The 18,630-nt window shown below is 38.0% G+C and carries 17 protein-coding genes; all 17 read right to left on the bottom strand.

The window, feature by feature from the left end:
• Positions 1-16 precede the first annotated feature (16 nt).
• The 17 genes from traN to IWX83_RS17440 all read right to left on the bottom strand — a co-directional run bounded on the left by traN (position 17) and on the right by IWX83_RS17440 (position 18,370).
• The gene (traN, locus tag IWX83_RS06585) at positions 17-862 is read right to left on the bottom strand and encodes a conjugative transposon protein TraN (protein WP_196828510.1); all 846 of its coding nucleotides are present in this window, start codon (positions 860-862) and stop codon (positions 17-19) included.
• Positions 863-880: 18 nt separating this feature from the next.
• Positions 881-2,110, bottom strand: coding sequence for a conjugative transposon protein TraM (gene traM / locus IWX83_RS06580; RefSeq protein ID WP_370568392.1), 1,230 nt, complete (start codon positions 2,108-2,110; stop codon positions 881-883).
• A gap of 70 nt (positions 2,111-2,180) precedes the next feature.
• Positions 2,181-2,678 carry a hypothetical protein gene (locus IWX83_RS06575; protein ID WP_196828506.1) on the bottom strand — a complete coding sequence of 166 codons (498 nt, stop codon included), beginning with the start codon at positions 2,676-2,678 and terminating at the stop codon, positions 2,181-2,183.
• A gap of 14 nt (positions 2,679-2,692) precedes the next feature.
• The gene (traK, locus tag IWX83_RS06570) at positions 2,693-3,313 is read right to left on the bottom strand and encodes a conjugative transposon protein TraK (protein ID WP_196828504.1); all 621 of its coding nucleotides are present in this window, start codon (positions 3,311-3,313) and stop codon (positions 2,693-2,695) included.
• Between the two features lie 19 nt (positions 3,314-3,332).
• The gene (gene traJ / locus IWX83_RS06565; protein WP_196828502.1) at positions 3,333-4,529 is read right to left on the bottom strand and encodes a conjugative transposon protein TraJ; all 1,197 of its coding nucleotides are present in this window, start codon (positions 4,527-4,529) and stop codon (positions 3,333-3,335) included.
• A 12-nt stretch (positions 4,530-4,541) separates the two neighbouring features.
• On the bottom strand, positions 4,542-5,177 hold the full coding sequence (locus tag IWX83_RS06560) for a TerB family tellurite resistance protein (RefSeq protein ID WP_196828500.1): 636 nt from the start codon (positions 5,175-5,177) through the stop codon (positions 4,542-4,544).
• Positions 5,174-5,803 (bottom strand): hypothetical protein, encoded by a 630-nt coding sequence (locus IWX83_RS06555; protein ID WP_196828498.1) that lies wholly within the window; start codon positions 5,801-5,803, stop codon positions 5,174-5,176. The genes IWX83_RS06560 and IWX83_RS06555 overlap by 4 nt, the downstream gene beginning before the upstream one ends.
• A gap of 4 nt (positions 5,804-5,807) precedes the next feature.
• The gene (locus tag IWX83_RS06550) at positions 5,808-6,509 is read right to left on the bottom strand and encodes a conjugal transfer protein TraI (protein ID WP_196828497.1); all 702 of its coding nucleotides are present in this window, start codon (positions 6,507-6,509) and stop codon (positions 5,808-5,810) included.
• Positions 6,510-6,568: 59 nt separating this feature from the next.
• On the bottom strand, positions 6,569-9,037 hold the full coding sequence (locus tag IWX83_RS06545) for a TraG family conjugative transposon ATPase (protein ID WP_196828495.1): 2,469 nt from the start codon (positions 9,035-9,037) through the stop codon (positions 6,569-6,571).
• A 39-nt stretch (positions 9,038-9,076) separates the two neighbouring features.
• Positions 9,077-9,394 carry a DUF4133 domain-containing protein gene (locus tag IWX83_RS06540; RefSeq protein WP_196828493.1) on the bottom strand — a complete coding sequence of 106 codons (318 nt, stop codon included), beginning with the start codon at positions 9,392-9,394 and terminating at the stop codon, positions 9,077-9,079.
• A 9-nt stretch (positions 9,395-9,403) separates the two neighbouring features.
• Complete coding sequence (locus IWX83_RS06535; protein WP_196828491.1) at positions 9,404-14,986, bottom strand: helicase-related protein; 5,583 nt, start codon at positions 14,984-14,986, stop codon at positions 9,404-9,406.
• Between the two features lie 38 nt (positions 14,987-15,024).
• Entirely contained in the window at positions 15,025-15,453 is a 429-nt protein-coding gene (locus IWX83_RS06530) for a DUF1896 family protein (RefSeq protein ID WP_196828489.1), read from the bottom strand.
• A gap of 11 nt (positions 15,454-15,464) precedes the next feature.
• The gene (locus tag IWX83_RS06525; protein WP_196828487.1) at positions 15,465-15,803 is read right to left on the bottom strand and encodes a DUF4134 domain-containing protein; all 339 of its coding nucleotides are present in this window, start codon (positions 15,801-15,803) and stop codon (positions 15,465-15,467) included.
• Between the two features lie 131 nt (positions 15,804-15,934).
• Positions 15,935-16,423 (bottom strand): hypothetical protein, encoded by a 489-nt coding sequence (locus tag IWX83_RS06520; RefSeq protein WP_196828485.1) that lies wholly within the window; start codon positions 16,421-16,423, stop codon positions 15,935-15,937.
• A 272-nt stretch (positions 16,424-16,695) separates the two neighbouring features.
• Positions 16,696-17,259 (bottom strand): hypothetical protein, encoded by a 564-nt coding sequence (locus IWX83_RS06515; RefSeq protein ID WP_196828483.1) that lies wholly within the window; start codon positions 17,257-17,259, stop codon positions 16,696-16,698.
• A gap of 30 nt (positions 17,260-17,289) precedes the next feature.
• On the bottom strand, positions 17,290-17,970 hold the full coding sequence (locus tag IWX83_RS06510; RefSeq protein WP_196828481.1) for a hypothetical protein: 681 nt from the start codon (positions 17,968-17,970) through the stop codon (positions 17,290-17,292).
• A 112-nt stretch (positions 17,971-18,082) separates the two neighbouring features.
• The gene (locus IWX83_RS17440; RefSeq protein ID WP_370568393.1) at positions 18,083-18,370 is read right to left on the bottom strand and encodes a helix-turn-helix domain-containing protein; all 288 of its coding nucleotides are present in this window, start codon (positions 18,368-18,370) and stop codon (positions 18,083-18,085) included.
• Between the last annotated feature and the right edge of the window lie 260 nt (positions 18,371-18,630).

Genomic DNA, 18,630 nt, shown 5'->3' with positions numbered 1-18,630 from the left:
TTAAATGATTAATAATTTATAGTTTGGGCAGTACGGTGACCTTTGCCAGCTTTTTGTTTTTAACATGCAATTCCACATGTCTACCACCATTTTTTTCCATTAGCTGTATTGCTAGGTATTTTTTCTCTGGAATCCTAAATTTTGGAAGAGCAAATACAAATGTGTTTTCCGCTTCCCCGTCAATTTTAACTACATTATTTAGAATGTAGATTGGTGTAATTTCGATTTCCTGTGAAGCAGTTCGTTTCACTTTTTTAGTATCACGAATAAAAAAGCGAAGCTGGTCAACATCATAATTGATTTTAGAATTGTTTGTTACCTTTATTCTATAGTGCATTACATCATCCCGTATGAAAATTCCACTGAGTTGAAAGTCAATATCATAATTGCTTTCCTTTTCACCTCGTATTTTCTTCTTATCGTAAAAAGCCAATTTGGAATATTCCTGGACATCCTCTTCGTTTCCACTTTCAGACGAAAAATAAATTTCCTGACCTTCCGGTTTGATCTTATTCACGGCGAGATTCAATTGTGGCGATTTCTCATCATAGTTTAGGACGAAAGAATATAATTTGCCATCGGCAGTTACCACCGTAAGGTTGGTCTGAAAAAATCCTTTCTGCGCTGCCTTAATCTGAAGTATGTTTTCAAGACCTTTCGCTTTCTGTACCAGTACATCCTGACTTCCTCTGTCAACACTTTTAATAGCAAAAGGAAATACGATATTGGTCGTTTTTGAATAGGCTATTGTTATAGAATCCGGCTCAATTTTAGATAGACGGTTTTTGTCTGTTTGTTGTGCAAATGCACTGATAGTAAGAAGTAATAGATACCCCATCGCCAATAGATTAAAATTTTTCATATTTATAATTTTTAGTTTTTAATTGGAATCTTTTTGTTTTTGATTTTCATCGCGAAGCAGTACCATATAGCCGGCTTTTACAACCACTTTGACTAGTTTTACTTTTTTACTCAGAAGACTTTTAGCGGCCTCAATTCCAGCCCCCGCCGCCTGCGCTCCCCAAGAATCATCAAGGCTTGCAACACCGAGCGTTTGCAAAGAACGGTCAGCAGATGCTTTGGCCACATCACGGTTGATGGCGCCTGGAATATAGATCCCACTGAGTCCATCTATATCATATACGGACAAGTCAACAGGAAATAGGGAGTTGTTGTATCTTAGGCTGTTTATCTTAATTGCCAGTCTTTCTTCTTTTAGAGAAGCTGTGCCAAAAAGAAAATTGTCCTTTGGAATTTTTATTCCATTTATAAAAATATCATTAGAAAGTCGCAACTTAACTGTTGAACCATTTACAATAGTCTGGGTTTCATGGATGACAGCTTCCACGGCATTTTGTGTATAGTCAGGACTTGCCCGCTCATCCAAAGAATAAAATCCATTGTGTCCGGATTGTCCAGCAAAGGCAGTAGTATTTACCGAAGTACTTTGCAATGAAGAAATATTATCTTCCTTGGTTTTAGTAGCGATGGCAAATACCTGTCCTCGTTGTTGTTCCGAGGCTTTTCTTAATTTTTCCTGTATCCTGCCTGGATGTTGAATATCAAGGATGTTTTCGAGCATTCCGCTGAGCTGTTGTAATTCGGGATCCTGATCGCCACTTTGACCGTTCATGGATTGCATCATTTGTTCCAGCCTGTCAACATCATTGGAATGCATCGAGGTCTCATTTGATTTTGTATATTTAGTATAATCCCGATTTTGTACTGGAGATACTACCGGCGTATTTATCACCTTCTGTAATGCTTCCAATTTTTGATACACTTTTTCTTCGTTCGGATCACGATACACCGATGTATTTAAACCAGTACTTCCTTTTCTAAAAGTAACGTCACTACTATCTTCAGTTGAATCTATCTGAAAAGACTGGCTCAAATAGTTTGGGTCTTTTTTGATGAGTTCATCAAGCTTTATAGAGTCAAGGGTTGCCTGATCATAATAATTCATCTTATCCAATGAGAGTCCTTCCTTCAGATTCGCGTCGGGGAGCTTTATATTGAAACCCTTTTTTTCTACTGCTTGTGTATTTGCAGCCTCCACTTTTCCACCACCCAATGCCCAAAACATAACGGTTACAAATGGGAGAACCATTAGCGGTAATACAACTAACAGCTTGCGCTGTCTTAACATTTTTAATGATTTTGTTTTTTGTTCCATGATATTAATTTTTAAATTGTGAGTGATAATACTGTTCTACTATGGTGATACTGTCCAGAATTCCGGGGCGATAGTGCAGAATACTGTCATACAGTTTTTTTCCAGTGGGACTGCGACCGAGGCTATCCATATACCTGCGAAAGCGGACAATTTTTTCAAATTCGGTTTTACTGATGGCCACATTTAGCTGGATGGACTTCTCCTTAAATGGTACCACATTGGTTGGTTTGGTAATCGGAGCTACAGTGATACTTTTAGTTGTATTCCCTGAAAGGCTATTCACAATCAGGTAAATGCTACAACCGCCTGTAAACACTGTAAAATAGAACAGGATAATAATCCAACTTTTACGTGATAAATGTGCTGTCTTACGCTCTAACCAGTTGGCACACTTATATTGTAACCGAAGATTCGCTTCATCAAATCTTTGTAATAAACTACTCCTGAAACTATCAGCCTCAGCAGGACTATTTTTACTGTTTTTTTTAATGGTGAATTTCATAATCAGCAGTTTAATTATTTTCTATTTTCGGTACTTAAATCACGATTCTCGATTGTGTTCCACCGTTCGATCAAAAATCCATGTGGATTGTTATCACTACGCGATACATTGCGAAGATTGCCTTTCGTTATCAAGTTTCGATGTGCAATGCTGGTAGTTCTGGTAATATTTTGGATAGCGTAACACCGGAATTGATAGGGATAGGTATTGATGTCAATTGTTATACTGTCCACCTGTATGGTCTGGCTGATATTCCCTGATATGATACCAGAGTAATACCCATTTTCCTTTAAATCATCGTATATCCGTTTTGCACTGTCATCAGCAAGATAAAGTGCCTTGGTTACGTTACTTTTGATTACTTTATCGTCCGGATCAAGGGTAAAGAATAACTTATGAAAGGTCTTTACATGATCTCGTGCTTCAACGGGTATATTATCTTTCCTGTCCGAAGCATAGGCTTCCAGCGCTTTTCCATTAGCAAGTATATAGACCTTATCCTGCATTTGCGATACTAAACTGAAACTCTTGTAAAGGGCGAAGCAGCAGATTACGATACAACCAGCTATCACTAACATGGTAAAGCCGCGAACATGCCGAAAGGCGGTGTCAATATTTTTCATTTTGCTAAACATGATATTTTCTTTTTAAGGATTATGAATTGCCTTTTAACTTATCGCCCATGTAGCTGTCCTTATCCTTGAAGTAAGGAGCCGAAGCACCTGAACCAGACATACTTTGGGATATGCGTCCAGCGGTATTGCCCATCGCATCCACTACCATCCCTGCACCAGCAGATGCGGTGTTAACCGCTGAATTTGTGGAGTTGCTGAAGATACTGGTCACTTTTTGGCTTAAAGCCCCGCCACCGCCTGCGTGAACAATATAATTAGCAACTGAGGGAACTGTAAAATAGCCCACAATACCGATAATCATAAATACCAGATACGCTATATCCGTCCTGCTAAAGAAGGTATCCCCATAATCATTGGCCTGTGCTATGTCAATCTTTAGCATCTTCTCCTGAATCCTGCCGATGATACTGCCAAAAATATTGGCCACTGGAAGCCATAGGTAAATATTAATATAGCGTGCCAGCCAAACTGTAAGCGTATGTTGGAAACCATCGAAAACCGATATGCCAAAAACGAGTGGACCTAAAATAGATAGCACCACCAATTGAAAAGTTCGGAGCGTATCAATACAAAGCGAGGCGGCTTCAAAAAGCACGCGTAATACTTCACTCATCCATTCCTTCACTGAATTGCGAAAATTATAGGATGCCTTGGACATGGCAAATTTGATATCGTTTCCAATGCTAGCAAATGCTCCTTCAGTACTAGGATTCTTATCATCATGGGCGTATTTGTACCATTTATCACGATCACCGCTTCCATCAGCCCCAACATACATCTGCCAAGGATCGGTACTCTTTAGTGCATCTTCTTTTTGTTGAAGCAGTACTTCAATAGCTTTGTTCGACCCTTCAACCATCGCAGCAGTTGCTGTAACGGTAGGTTTCATAACCCCATTGATAATGTCCAGAACTGAAGGAAAAATCATGATGCAAAACCCAATCACAAATGGACGAAACAGCGGGTAAAAGTCTATCGGTTCTGCACTGGCAATATGCCTCCAAACTCTAGAGGCGATATACCAGATAGCTGCAAAGCCTGCGATTCCCTGTCCAACTCCCAAAAGGTTGCTACATAAAGGCATCATCTCGTCATACAATTGTTCCAATACACCATGCAGACTATTCATGTCGTCTGCCAGCCCTTGTGCTTGGCTCGAAAAAGGCAATGCTATTCCTAGGATAGCAAATAATGCCCCCTTGTTTTTCTTTATCATGTTAGTTAGTTTTTAGTTATTTACCTTGTAGATGCTACGCATTGCATTCACATCATTACGCTCTTTTGCACGTTGTATCGCCAGTACTGAAGTGTTGTTGTTGAAGCTTCGCAGAAACAAAAGCTTATCCTGCATATCAGCATAAATTTTGTCAATAGCTACCAGTCGTTCATCATCGGACATTCGCATTTTGTTAGCAGTAATGACAGTGGTGAGCTCGTCAATATTTCTAAGGCTCTGCTTAAAAAGATTATTGTACACCCTTTCGAGATAGGCAATCTCATCGGGATTGAAATTTCCACTGTTTTTGAAACGGTTAAACGCAGCCTTGTATTCCTTTACCAAAAGCACCTGATAGTTGACGATATCACCAACACGTCTGTAATTTCGAATCGTTGGACTTACCTGCATGAGCGCATCAAGGAATGTTTCATGAAGGTTAAAATTTCCCTGAGATAATTTTTTCACCGTATTATAACCACCATTAAGAATTTCATAGCCCTTTTTCATATCCTTGAGGATCTGCCTGAATTGGGCAAGCTTTTCTATGTTCAAAATCAATTGCTGCATTTCCTGTGCTTGGGCGGTAATCTTGGTCGGCAACAATAAACCGACAAGCAGAATTCCTGTAATTACTATTTTTTTCATGGTAAATCAGTATTAATGCCACGCAAGGCACGGCTAGTTTTTACCTCTCTAGTATCCTTAGCCCTTGACAAGGACTTCAATCTGGTTTGATTGCTGAAACTCTCACAAAAAGTGTAGTTTTCCAGCATATTCTGATACAATACATCAATTCGTTTCATTCGCTCATCATCTTTCATTTCCAGCTGTCCGTCGGTTACAATAGTGATGAGTTCCTCTAAATTGTCGTCACAATTTTCAATTAGGCGATAGAATACCCGTTTGATATAATCCACTTCATCCCCGTGGAATAAATCATCTTGTTGGATTTGTCCGTAAATGGTACCGTAACTTTTTATAATCTTTACCTGAAGGGATATAATTTCAGCAACCCTTGCATACTTTTTTATTTTCGGGTTAACTGTTTTGAGCGAATTGAAATAATCAGTGTGAAGATTAAATTCGCCACGTTTGAAATCTCCTATGGTATTGAGTCCTTTTTTAGTAACGGAATAGCCTTTTTGGGCATAGCCTATATAGATTTGAAGGGCGGCAATTTGTTTCAGGAGTACTTCTCTTTGTTTTGCTTGTGCATAAATGCTTCCATTTAAGAATCCTGAAAAGAGCAGGAATAGAACTATTTTTTTCATAACTTTAGGGTTTTAGTACTGGAATCCCATAAAATTTCTTAACAGCATCCACGTCATTTTTTGTTTTCGCTCTCTGCAAGCTTAAGAGTACATTTTGCCTATTGAACAACATAAGATCATCGTAGTTGGCGTCAATATGATCAGCTGCGATATTAATGATTTCAAGTCTTTTGGCATCGCTCATCTGTGTGGTAAATGAATCAAGGATTAAAAAGATCTGGTCAATATTTTTCATGCTTTCATTCAATATGCCTGAGTATACTTTTTGCATATAGACCAATTCGTCCACATTAAAATGATTGTCTTGCTGAAATAGGCCCCAAGCCCTTTCGTACTCATGTACAAGACGTACCTGTTTTTGGGTGATGTCCCTGATGCGCTGGTAATAGGTAATGATGGATTTGACCTTCATCAGTTCATCATAGTAATTTTTGTATAAGTCTTTTTGCTTCTGGGTCCAATTTGATATCTCATCCAGTTTTAATTTGGAGAGCGTATTTTCTAATTTCTTTTGGGCATTCTGCAACCATATCGTTTTGTTTTGCAGCCTTTGAATCCGCAGATCAATTGCTAATATGACTTTCTTTACTGCCTCTTTAATCAATCCAATTATTGGAAAAGCCGCAACGGTTGCTGCCGGTCTTGCAGGAGTGCTTAGGAGTAACAGGCACAGCAGGCAAACCATCATTTTTTTCTTTGCTTTCATAATTATGTATTTTAGTGTGCGTTTCTTATTTATTCTGCGATGTTATTCAAATTTCATCCTCAAGCCTGCGCCCGCAAATCATTAGCCAGTGCCGCTATTCCTTTTTTGATGTCGCCATCAAATTTTTTAGCGTAAGCTTGCACTTTTACTTTTTCAGTTTCTTCGGTGGTGTAGGTGAGGTATTCTTCAAGGGATACTTCGGTGCGGTATACTTTAGATTGTATTCCACCCAAAGAAATAAATACTTCCTTGTATTTTTTATCAGGATCATTGGCTTTGTTTACCGAAAGCACCAGTGCTTTTTCCTTTTCTGTAAGTCCCAGCAGTTCCTGGATTTGCTCAAATTTATTTTGGTACTTACTCTGATCTAGCAATATTTTGCAATCACTGTTATTGATGATGGCCTGCTTCACTACAGGGGATGAAATGATATCTTCCACTTCTTGAGTTACTACAATAGCCTCTCCAAAAAATTTTCTGACTGTCTTAAATAAATACTTTATATATTCTGCCATACCTTCTTTGGCAATGGCTTTCCAGGCTTCTTCAATAAGAATCATTTTACGGACACCTTTAAGCTTTCGCATCTTACTAATGAAGACTTCCATGATGATAATGGTCACAACCGGAAAGAGAATTGGATGATCCTTGATATTATCCAACTCAAAAACGATAAAGCGTTCTTTTAATAGTTCTAGATTTTCGGTTGCATTCAAGAGGTAATCAAATTCACCTCCCTGATAGTAAGGGCGCAATACGTAAAGAAAATTATTCACATCAAAATCCTTTTCCTTAACCTTGTCTCCTTCCAATATTATCACAAAATCGCCTTTCAGGAAATCGTAAAAAGTATTGAAGCAAGGAAACAAATTGGGATTGGCATCGAGCTTTTCATAGTAGAGTTGCAACGCATTGGATAATGCCACATATTCACTTCTGTTGAATGTTTCATTGTCCTTTTTCCATAAAGCCAAAAGCAATGTTTTGATACTTTCTTTTTTCTCTGTATCCAAATTATCCCCTTCGCTAATGTAGAACGGGTTGAATCGTATTGGATTTTTTTCATCATAAGTAAAATAATAACCACCCACCATATCGCACAATCCTTTATAGCTGTGTCCCACATCTACCAAAACAATATGGGTTCCCTGCTCGTAGTAGCTTCTGACCATATGATTGGTGAAAAAGGATTTTCCGCTCCCTGAAGGACCCAGTATAAATTTGTTTCGATTCGTACAGATTCCGTTTTTCACAGGCTCGTCGCTGATGTCCACATGAACTGGTTTTCCCGTCAAGCGGTCTCCCAGTCGGATTCCAATGGGACTAAGGGAAGAACGATAACCCGTTTCTAAATTCAGAAAGCAGGTGGCTTGTTCTGCGAACGTATCAAAGGTGTCATTCATTGGAAAGTCTGCCGAGTTTCCTGGAATACCCGCCCAGAAAATCTGTGCAGCTCCAATAGTTTCCTGTTTAGCGGCTGCATCCATCTGCGCCAGTGCAGAAGAAACTTTGTTCTTCAGGTCTTTCAGTTCCTCTTTATCGTCAGTCCAGACCAATACATTAAAATGTGCCTTGACAGGTAACCGTTGCTGGCTAATAGCCTCATTAAGAAAATCATTAGTGGCATCACGTGCAATCAGATTTTCTCTGCTATACGCGGATAAGGACTGTAATCGCAATCTTTTGCTTTCCAGTTTCTGCAACGTTTTTTGGAAATCCTCTATAAAAATATACTGGTTGTAAATGTGGTTGCAGGAAAGCAATTGACCCAGCGTTGAAGCAAAACCAATACTGAACTTGGTCTTATCAGTAGAATATCGGTCATAGTTAATTCTAGACCCACATAATGCAGGTAAATCGGCAGCATCACCTAATGTATAAATTTGACAATGCTTGTCGCCAACCTGCAGACCATCATTGAAAGCTATATCTTTAAAAACAAACGAATTTTCCTTTTCAGAAAGAAAGCAGTACCGCTCTATAATTCCAATTTTTCTACTGTGACTGCGGAGTTCATCATTACCAAGACGTGTCAGTTTTACAAAACCACTGTCTTCTAAGATTCGTGCAAATTGTCCAGTACTGTCAATAAATTCCTGGCGCAATTGTGCTTTTAATGTTTCTTCAGGAACTATGGAGGTTCGCAGTAAATTAGAAAACAAAGAACTAGATGTTTTTCTTCCTTGCGGTTTCTTTGTCAGGAAAATGTAACACGAATGATCCAGAAAAGGACGCTCGTTAAAAAAAAGCTCACTGCTGCGGGTAAGGAAACTATTGTCTTCACTTATAAAATCCGCTTGAAACTTGCTGTCAATAAACCAGTCCTGTTTATGGAACACGCTGAACTTTGGCAGTAACTTTATAGCTTTAAGCCATGCCTGATGGAACCCTTCGTATTCCTGATCCGATAAGGTAAATATCTCAGGTAGTTCGGCCTTGAATACTACGGTCACATCTCCTTGTTTGGACAGGATACAGTCGTGCTCCACATCCATAATCGGTAAAATATCTTCTATCATCCTTTCCATCTTCATTTTTATTTGCCTGTCATTAATTTTAACCAAATGCTATTTTTCCATTTTGAAAATTTTCCTGCTTTGAACTCTGATTGCTTTTGGAACCTGTCGTTTAGCCAAAGCTTTCATCATACCATGTTCTCCGTATTTATGACTCATGCGGTATATATACAAAACCAATAGCGCACCTGAAATCCCAATAATTCCTACGCAAACAAATGACGGCAGGCCTACTATGTACATTGCGGCAAACAGAATCATAAGAACTACAAAACCCCCTCCCAAATACCATATGTACTGTGCCTTCAACCCCTTGAATTCTATACTTTGGTTAATTCCTTTGTTGATTTGATATACACTATTTACCATGTTGTTATTTTAAAATTTCATTCTGCTATTTTTTCTCATCCCTGCATAGGATTGTTGTTGCCATTTGTCACTATTACTTTCGGAGGTTGAAAAACGGTTTGATTTTTCTATATGCTCCTCTCCATTCTTAACAGCTAATTGAATTATCGGTACTTCATTAGATTCTACTGTTTCTCCATTCATACTGGTATCTTCTGGATTATCTTGCTTTAATTGATTCTCCTGAATTTTTAAGGCTATTTCCCTTTCGAGGCTGGAGAGTTCATTTTTCATCTGTTGCAACTCATGCTCCTTGCTAAAGGGTTTTGCAGTTAATTGCTGTAATTTTGGCAACTGCTCTTCAATATCATTCAAGGTCTTTTGATACTTTTCCCTGAGATGCTCGACTCTGTCAATGGCACTTAAGAAATGACGAGCCGCCAATTTTGGATTGTCCACATTAGGAGTTCCTCCATTGAGACTATATTTAATGCCTTCCTCCAAACGCTGTGCATAAAAGCTATTAGAGTATCGGTATTGGTACAGCCCATCATTCTGATAGGCCTCGCGTTCCCTTTTTATATACAGTCCAAAATTATAGAGCTTACCAATTTGTTTCGTTTCGCTTTCTCCATCTGGAGGTTTCCAATTTTTATAGAGATCAATAACCTGCTTACCGATACTTTCGGAATCTTGCGCTTTAAAATTATGCAGCTGTATGGGATTTGCCTTTGTGCCATCACTTTCATACTTCAGGCTCTTTTTGTAAAAACCTTCGTCCACAGTGAGCTTATCCAATGTTTTGGCAGTAACCATTTTCTCTTCCAATAGATATTCAACCTGATGCTTCATTCTTGAAATTTCCTTATAATGTGCTTTTTTGAGACTTTCCATCACGGCTACTTTCTTTTCCAATTTTGATTTTTCCAACAAGGAAGTATCTCCCGATAATACTGCTATATATTCCGAAAAATTCATTCCGCTCTTCTCATCCATTGAACCTTCATCAATTGACCTGACATTAAGTTCACAGTTTTTCATCTGACTGATAAAAGTCTGTTTGTTTTTCAAAAGATTGAACTTGTAATTGTCTAGTGATTGTTCTGTGGCATATATAAAATTCTTTACTTTGTTATCGTAATGTTGTTTGGCAACCTCATTGCCTTGTCTGCCACCCCGTCCATTACGTTGCCCTAAATCCGATGGCCTCCACGGAATATCCAAATGATGCATGGCCACAACACGTTTTTGTACATTTAGTCCTGTACCCGCTTTTTCTGTACTCCCCAAAAGAATTCGTATTTCGCCTGTATTCATTTTGGAAAACAGTTGCGCTTTCTTTTTATCCGTCCAGTCGTGGATATAGGTAATTTCATTAGCGGTGATATTAAAGTCCGTCACCAGTTTTTCTTTAAGGGCATCATACATATTGAATGCGTCTGGCTTGGGTGTTCCGATATCCGAAAAGACAATCTGAGTCCCTTTATGTTGGGTTGAAGCATTATAAATTTCAGCCACATTTCGAGCGCAGGTATTGACTTTATTGTCGGGATGATCACTATACCCTTCATCTATCAGGCGCATATCGGCAGCCATCTTTTTAGCATAATTAGTGGCTATTAGCATCCTTCCTCTATCTTCCTCTCTAGTAAGGGGGGCTCTTCCAATAAGTGTCGCGTCTCCCGTCTTTGCAAACTGCATCAACTGTGTAATGAACTCGCTTTGTTCTGGTGTCGGGCTGATATTGACAAGTCGCTCATCTATTTCCGGTTTGTCCAAATCAATATGTCTTGCTGTTTTATAATCAGTAATCTCATTATAGAACAATGCCAGTTCTGGTACTTTAATAAAATGACGGAAACGTTCTTTGGCAATAATTTCATTGGTGACCGAAAATTCAAAATCCGTTGTTTTCCTTGCAAAAACAGATGCCCATCCGTCAAAGTTTTCAATATGTTGGCGTTCCATTTCCTTTGGACGCAGGTATTTAAAAAGTAAATACATCTCCGTTAAGCTGTTTGAAATAGGTGTACCAGAAAGAAAGGTTACACACAAATCCGAATCAAATTTTTCCTGAAGCGAACGGACAGCAAACAGCATATTAAGCGCTTTTTGACTTCCTTGGATATTTCCAATGCCTGCTACACGGTCATGACGGGTCGTAAAGGTCAGATTCTTGAACTTGTGCGATTCATCCACAAACAAATGGTCAATACCCATTTCCCTAAAGTTGATACCGTTGTCTTTCTTTTCCTCAATATCCTTTAATATACCTTTCAGCTTTCCATCCAGATTATTTTTCCGTATCTCAAGCCCCTTTAGTATCTTTTTGGATATATCTCCACCCAAATCTTTTGCAGTATCCAAATCACGTTCCACATTATCCAATTCATTTTGCAATATCTCTTTTTGGATTTCCGGTGATTGCGGTATTTTTCCAAACTGGTCGTGTGTCAAAATGATGCAATCCCAATTGTTGTTTTTTATTTCATGGAATAGCCTTACTCTTTTGGCTGGCGTAAAATCATTTTCACCAAGAGCTAAAATTCGGGCATTAGGATAGGCTTTACGATAGGTTGATGCAATTTGGTCAACGTTTGCATGAAGCGCCAGTATCGCTGGTTTGTGTATAATTCCCAATCGCTTCATTTCATTGGCTGCAACAATCATGGTAAGTGTTTTACCTAGTCCTACCTCATGGTCAATTAATGCACCTCGGTTCTGAATGATACGCCATGTAGCGTTTTTCTGCGAACTATACAAATCCTCAATTTCAAGAGCTTTTTTATCCAGAGCTGGAAAACTTAAATGGCTTCCATCATACTCCCGTAGCACATAACAATTGAACGTTTCGTTATACAGGTTTTCCAATTTTTTCTTATCGCTTTCTAGCAATTCCTGTAGCCATTCTATAAAACCATTACGGATGTTCTCAATTTTTTGATGTGCCAATTGTATGGCTTCATTGTCGGGTAGCCGTATTGGTTTACCTCCAGGTCCGTCTACTTCATAGGTGAAAAATGGAGTGGTGTTTTCCAGCGCATGTTCCAATATCGTATAGCCGTAGGTTGTTCTTCCACTTTTGGGCGTTACTGCAAATTCCCTGTCAATTTTGGTATTATGCCCCGTACTGACTTTAAAGGTATCCAGTGATGGGAAGTAATTAATTTCAGTTGACTGTTCAAACAATTGCCTGGCAAAATTCTCATAGTAATTGATAGGTATCCATCGTTCACCAAGGTTAAAGTCAAGTAATTCAAAAGGTATGCGCTCTGGCTGTACCTTTTCCAGTGCCTGCATTCCTTTATAATATTGAATATTTTCAGGATATTGCTGTACCGCCTGTTTAGCCTGTTGCAACTTTTCCACAACATTACCACTTAGATACAGGTCTGAAGTCTCCCAATCCTGACGGATAGGGTTTAGATAAATATGATGGTTGAGGCTTTCTATGGCCTCGCTTTCTTCAAGTCCAGTTGCAGCGGTTATAAATCCCAGATCTACATTTCCTTTTTCATTCAGGCTTCGGGCAAGTGCTTCGGTTGGATCATCAGTAAAATACCGGTCCTGTTGTTTTACTATGGATTCGCTTAAAATATCCGACTTCACATACCGTTCGCCCTCCTTGCGTTCCAGTGAAGAAAGTATCGTGAAGCCAAAAGCCGAATCCTGCATAATTAATCTGCGATTCTCAGCACTGTTAAGAATGCCATAGTGAGAAACAAATTTTGTGTAATGCACGTCCAGATTTTTTCGCACTTCATCACTGGCGGCTTCATCTGATTGTTCTTTTTCAAACAGTTCCAAGTAATTATCCCTAATAACAATATAGGAATCGTAAAATTTCAGATTCCCTTGCGATAGTAATGGCTGGAAAAAAGCCTGTTTATGTTCGTTATTTATATCATTGATCGTTCCTATTGCTTCTCCGAGCCGAACCAGTGTTCCTTCTTTATAGAAGGATTTGAAGGCGGTAACTTCTTCATAAAGCTGTCTTTCAAGGTTAAAGGCTGACTCAAGAGTTTTATCTCCTTCATAAATATAAGCATGGTCATATTGCTGTAGCGTATTGGATAAAGCCAATAATTCATGAGGTAATAATCCGCCATTCATCCAGTTAGCTGAAAAGCCATCTATCTCTTTTACATTAGAATATAACTTGTACAGGTATCGATTAGTCTTGTTCTGTTTTGCGGTAATAAGCACGACATTTTCATGAGAAGGATTATCTGTTGTGCGTATGGTACTTAACATTCTTGCTGTTTTTTTGTCAACTACCGTTTCATCCAATGGATTAATATAGTCCATCGCACGATTGATATTCTCCGTCGACACCGTGTCAAACAATCCTAGCTGAACAGAGATACCACTTGCTTTGCTTTCAGGCATTGGGATATAAGTGAATTTTTGTCCTAGTACTTCGAGCTGTTTAACAATACTTGTTTGTTGAGACTGTTCAAAGCGATCCTTGTTAAAATTCTCTTTTAATCCATCAGTGATTGTTTGGGCAAGCCTGTCTTCAATTGAATTGATATCGCCACTTTGCCATACCCTTTGATGTGCTTGTCCATATTGGTTTTTACCAGCTTGTACTTCATTACCAATTAGTAGTTCCGGTCGATGGTACAGGTATTTATTAATACTGTATTTTCCAAACTCGTTTTCCATACCAACAGTTTGCAACAGGTCAGTTTCATTATCAGATAACGTTTCCTTGTGCTCGTTTTTTTGCACAATAAGCAAATGATTAGGAGCTTCCGTATTACCTGTTTCCTTCATCAAATTATCAGGCATAACAGCCAGACTCACAAAATCTGCATTTTGAAAAAGGTATTCACGTACACTCTGATTCGAAGAACTATTCAAAAAACCATCCGTAGTGATATACGCCATCAATCCGCCATCGGCTAGTTTCTCCAGTCCTTTTGCAAAAAAATAATTGTGGATTTTCCCTGAAATTGCTTTATCAGGATAAGCCTGGTCATAAACAGAAAAATTGCCAAAAGGAATATTGCTGACCACAAGATCATAGCTGCCATTATCATTTGTTGGGGTTTCCTCCAATCCTGTAATATGCGTGGTAGTGTTTGTTACCAGAGTACTGTTTAATGCCGAAAGCACTAGTCCGCTAAGCTTGTCTTTTTCAACAGCGGTAATTTGTTCCAACTTCGGGAATACTTTTTCTGCTTCTGTGATAAAAATCCCTGAACCCGCCGATGGTTCATATAATCTTTTAGGAGCAATGCCTTGTCCTTTTAAAGTATTGTACAATGTTCTGGGAACAATTTCCGGTGTGTAAAAGGCAGTAAGTACACTATTGCGAAGCGATGAAACAACCGTATTGTATTCCTTTTCAGAGTAGCGTTCCTGCAACAATTCATGTAGGCGCATCATCTCTGGATGCAGCTTCAGGTCTTCTTTAGTTGCTCCGGACTTTAACCAGTCTTCGGTAGTGCCATATGGATATAACACAGCCTTGATACCCCCAAAACCAGTATATGTCTGTAGTGTTGCTATAGCTTCTTCAGCAAGAACGTCACCCTGCTGCCATTGCTTGGCAATAGTAATCGCCTTGATATTAGTACTTAGTTTTTGGGATAGATTGTAAGTCATAATTACTTATTTTCATACTGTGCAATTCCATAAATAGCTCAACTGAGATAGTCAGCAATCTGACCAATAAGGGCATTCCTCAAAGTAGGATCTTCTTCATTTTCATTTGTAAAACCAATAGTTTCAAAAACTTCCTTACAGCTTTCCGTAAGGTTGATTACCTCATAAGTAAGGATGCCTGATTCATGAAAAGTGGTATAGGTTTTCTCAAACTCCTCAGCCAATAGGGAGCGGATATATATAAATCGGGAAGGCTTCAGATCTTCGGTAAGTACATTGAGGCAAATTTCTTCTATGATATATTGGGGCGTACCTTCTGATAACATATCTTCCAATATGGATTTTACACCATTTACTTTTTCATTGAGATAACCCAATACATTGTACTCTTCCTGTAGCGTAAACATCAGATCGGGATTGTTATGAATGATATAGAACCATAGCTTCTCTTTGAGTATATTTTCCATAGCGATTTGTTTTAAATTCCAAAGAAGGATTTAATTACAGTGGCAACTACAACCAGAAAAACACAACTGCCAAACCATGCTGCAGCAACTTTACCGGTATCAGGGTCGCCTGCATTCCATTTTTGATATACCTTGACAGCCCCTATTAAAGCCAATAGCGCGCCAATAGCATACATTAATTCCGTGCCGGCATCGAAATAACTTCGTACCTGTTGGTTGGCCTCATTAATCCCTGCTAGTCCGTCTTGGGCGTAGGTCTGATAATTAAATGCCAGCAATAGAAGGACGATAGTAGTGATAGCAATCATTTGTTGGGTAAATATTTTAAAATTCCAGTTGCACTTTTTCATGACACATTATTTTAAAGTTCAAATATTTAGATAAAAAAACGAAGGGGTTGCCACTGTCGCAATTCCACTTTCCTGTTACATAAGCCATACCGCGTAGGGACGGACAGGGGCATTTCCTTCGCTATCTTGTTTTAGTCTTTTTCATCCCACAATCCTTCCGCCTCTGTCTGAGTTAAAGTGATGGATTCGAGTTTGTCACATTCTGAGACAATCAGCTCGCTTACTGAGGAACGAAATGGAGAATCTTTTACAGATGTATACTCACTAAGAATTGATTTGATGTAGTCCAGAAATTCCTGTTTATGAAATTTTCTTTTGGCAGCATCTGCGACAACGTTTTTCAATCGTTCTACCAGACTATCTACGTCTTGAAAAGTAGTATCAAACTCTCCAAATGAAGATTGGGTTGAAGTCACTTCAGGTGAATTCTGATAGTTTAATTCAGATTGAGGTTCTTGGTAATTTGTTTTTCCTAATCTGTGGAATTGAAGTTTCCGCTTTCCTGTCACGATTTCTTTGATGTCATCAAAATAAAATCGCAATCCAACAAATAAATACCAACTTGCCAATAGCAGAACAACTACAACTATGTAATTGCCCCATGAAATGTTTGTAAACATACTTTCTTCATTTTATCGTTCTACATTAGTTCTTTGCGATCCGTTTAATGGAAAGTTTTCCAAATCCGGACCTTCATCATTACAGGGCAAAGAAACGATAGACAACAAACTGCTACAAGTACAACTTTATGTTGTACCCCAGTTGTACCCAGTTGTACCCTCAGTAAAATCAAGGAAAAAAAATAAAAAAAAATGTAGAAAAAATCAAATAGCCTCCACAATGGAGGCTATTTGATGATGAAATAAATTATTTTAGGATAGTTATTGCTATTCTAAAATGATAAAAATTCAATTTCCGACTTTTTATCCATTAGCCGCCAGCCATCATCGGTTCGTATAAAATACACTTCATAATTCAGTGTGTCTCGCAAACCATTTTTAACAGCAGCAGCAGCAGCAGCAGCAGCAAAAACATTCTTTTTACGAATAGTATTGTAAGCCACAATTGCCTTATTACCGGAACTCATAATCCTGATTTCTTTAATTGCTCCAAACTCTTCATCTGCTACTTTTACACGTTGAATTTTATATATTTTATCAGCTTTAGGTGTAGGCAGTAAGTAAGGTTTTGCTGCAGCGGTAAAACTCACGAAAGAGGTAGTGTCGCCAAGTTTCTTGCTTTGAAGCACTTTTACAAGTCCCTTTTCTATCAATCCGGATTTAAAAATGGTGTAAGCGTGTGCAGGATCATTACAGAAAACATCATGGTCTATAATAGTAGGATAATGGTTTTTTTCTATAATAAGGGCAGTAGCCAATTTCTCATCTAGCGTTTTAGGTTGGCAGCCTGTTATCATCAGAATCACCACTGTCAAAATGTAGGGTAGCTTTTTCATGTTTTTAAATTTTAAATTATTAGTATTTAGTTAATATTCTTTAATCTGTTTAATCATGCGTTCCAATGTTTCAATTGCTATTTCCTTATCCCTTTCTTCAGCAACGTATGCTTTGCTCCGCATAGCATTATAAGAAAGATCTACTTTATTTGGAGTGGATAAAAAAGGAACAATTGTTTTAAATAAATGATTCATTGATTTTGAAATAAGAATTTTTAATTCATCGGAAGCCCTTAGTATTAGGGCTGTTTGATCGGTCGAAAGTTTACATAAAACTTTACCGGAAGGGGAATCTATTGTAGAGAGATTATTGGTCTTGCTTTGAATAATTTGAGAGGGAGCACCTAAATAATTTGCAAATCTTGACTCTACAAAGATTATTAATTCATCCAAACAAGAAATTAAAGTTGTTATAACCTCTTTTAGATTATCTCCATCAAAATCGTTGCGATTATTTATTTCTCTGATTTTATCTAAAAGGAATAGCAATGAAGAGTAATAATTTCCAACTAAAATTTTAATCTGTTTCTCCTTGGTAAGCGAAAAAACCTGAATTGTAATTTGTGACTGGATCAATTGTGTTTCTTGGGTAGCTTTTTCAATAATCATTTTTGACTGAACTGACGTAATTTGAACATCATCATTTTTTCTCGGATTAAGAGTCGATGTCACCACCGAATCCAGCCACTCTAAAAGATAGGTTTGAGTCATGTTTTTTTTACTTTTACTTAGTAAATCTTTCTCTCGATCGTAGATCGACAGTACTCTAAATCAATACTTATAGAACAATTCTTATCCGATCAAAACATGTATTTTATAGTATTCAATGGAAATTTAATTTTGAACGATATTCAGAAGGGGACAGGGAAGTATGCCTTTTAAAAAAAGTACTAAAAAAAGAAGAATTACTGAATTGCAATTCTTCTGAAATATCCAAAATAGTTAAATGGTTATAGTGAAGCAAAATTTTAGCTTCTAAGATTATGGCTTGCTCTATATGCTGCTTTGCAGTTTTTTCGGTAACTTGTTTGACAGTTTTGCTAAGATGGTCTGTCGTGACCAGTAAAGTATCCGCATAGAATTTTACACTATGTTGTTTTCTGCAATTCATTTCTAAAATGGTAATAAATTGCATAACTAGTTTTTCCTTTTTTGTATGTTTTATTGGTATATTCCAAGAGGATCTATGGTACATTCCCGCTAATTCATACAGTAACAGATTAAAACTAAAAAGGATTGTCTCATTTTTAAAAATATGGATACTGGAACGCAGTACCTATTTTAGCCCCCGATAAGTTCGGAGTGTTATTTTAAATTTCAAACTTATATATTTGAAACATGAAATACAAGAAATGGACTTTAGATCAGAAG

It is taken from the genome of Flavobacterium sp. CG_9.1 (genome assembly GCF_015751645.1).
GTDB lineage: Bacteria > Bacteroidota > Bacteroidia > Flavobacteriales > Flavobacteriaceae > Flavobacterium > Flavobacterium xanthum.
This window is presented reverse-complemented; position numbering and strand designations above follow the sequence as displayed.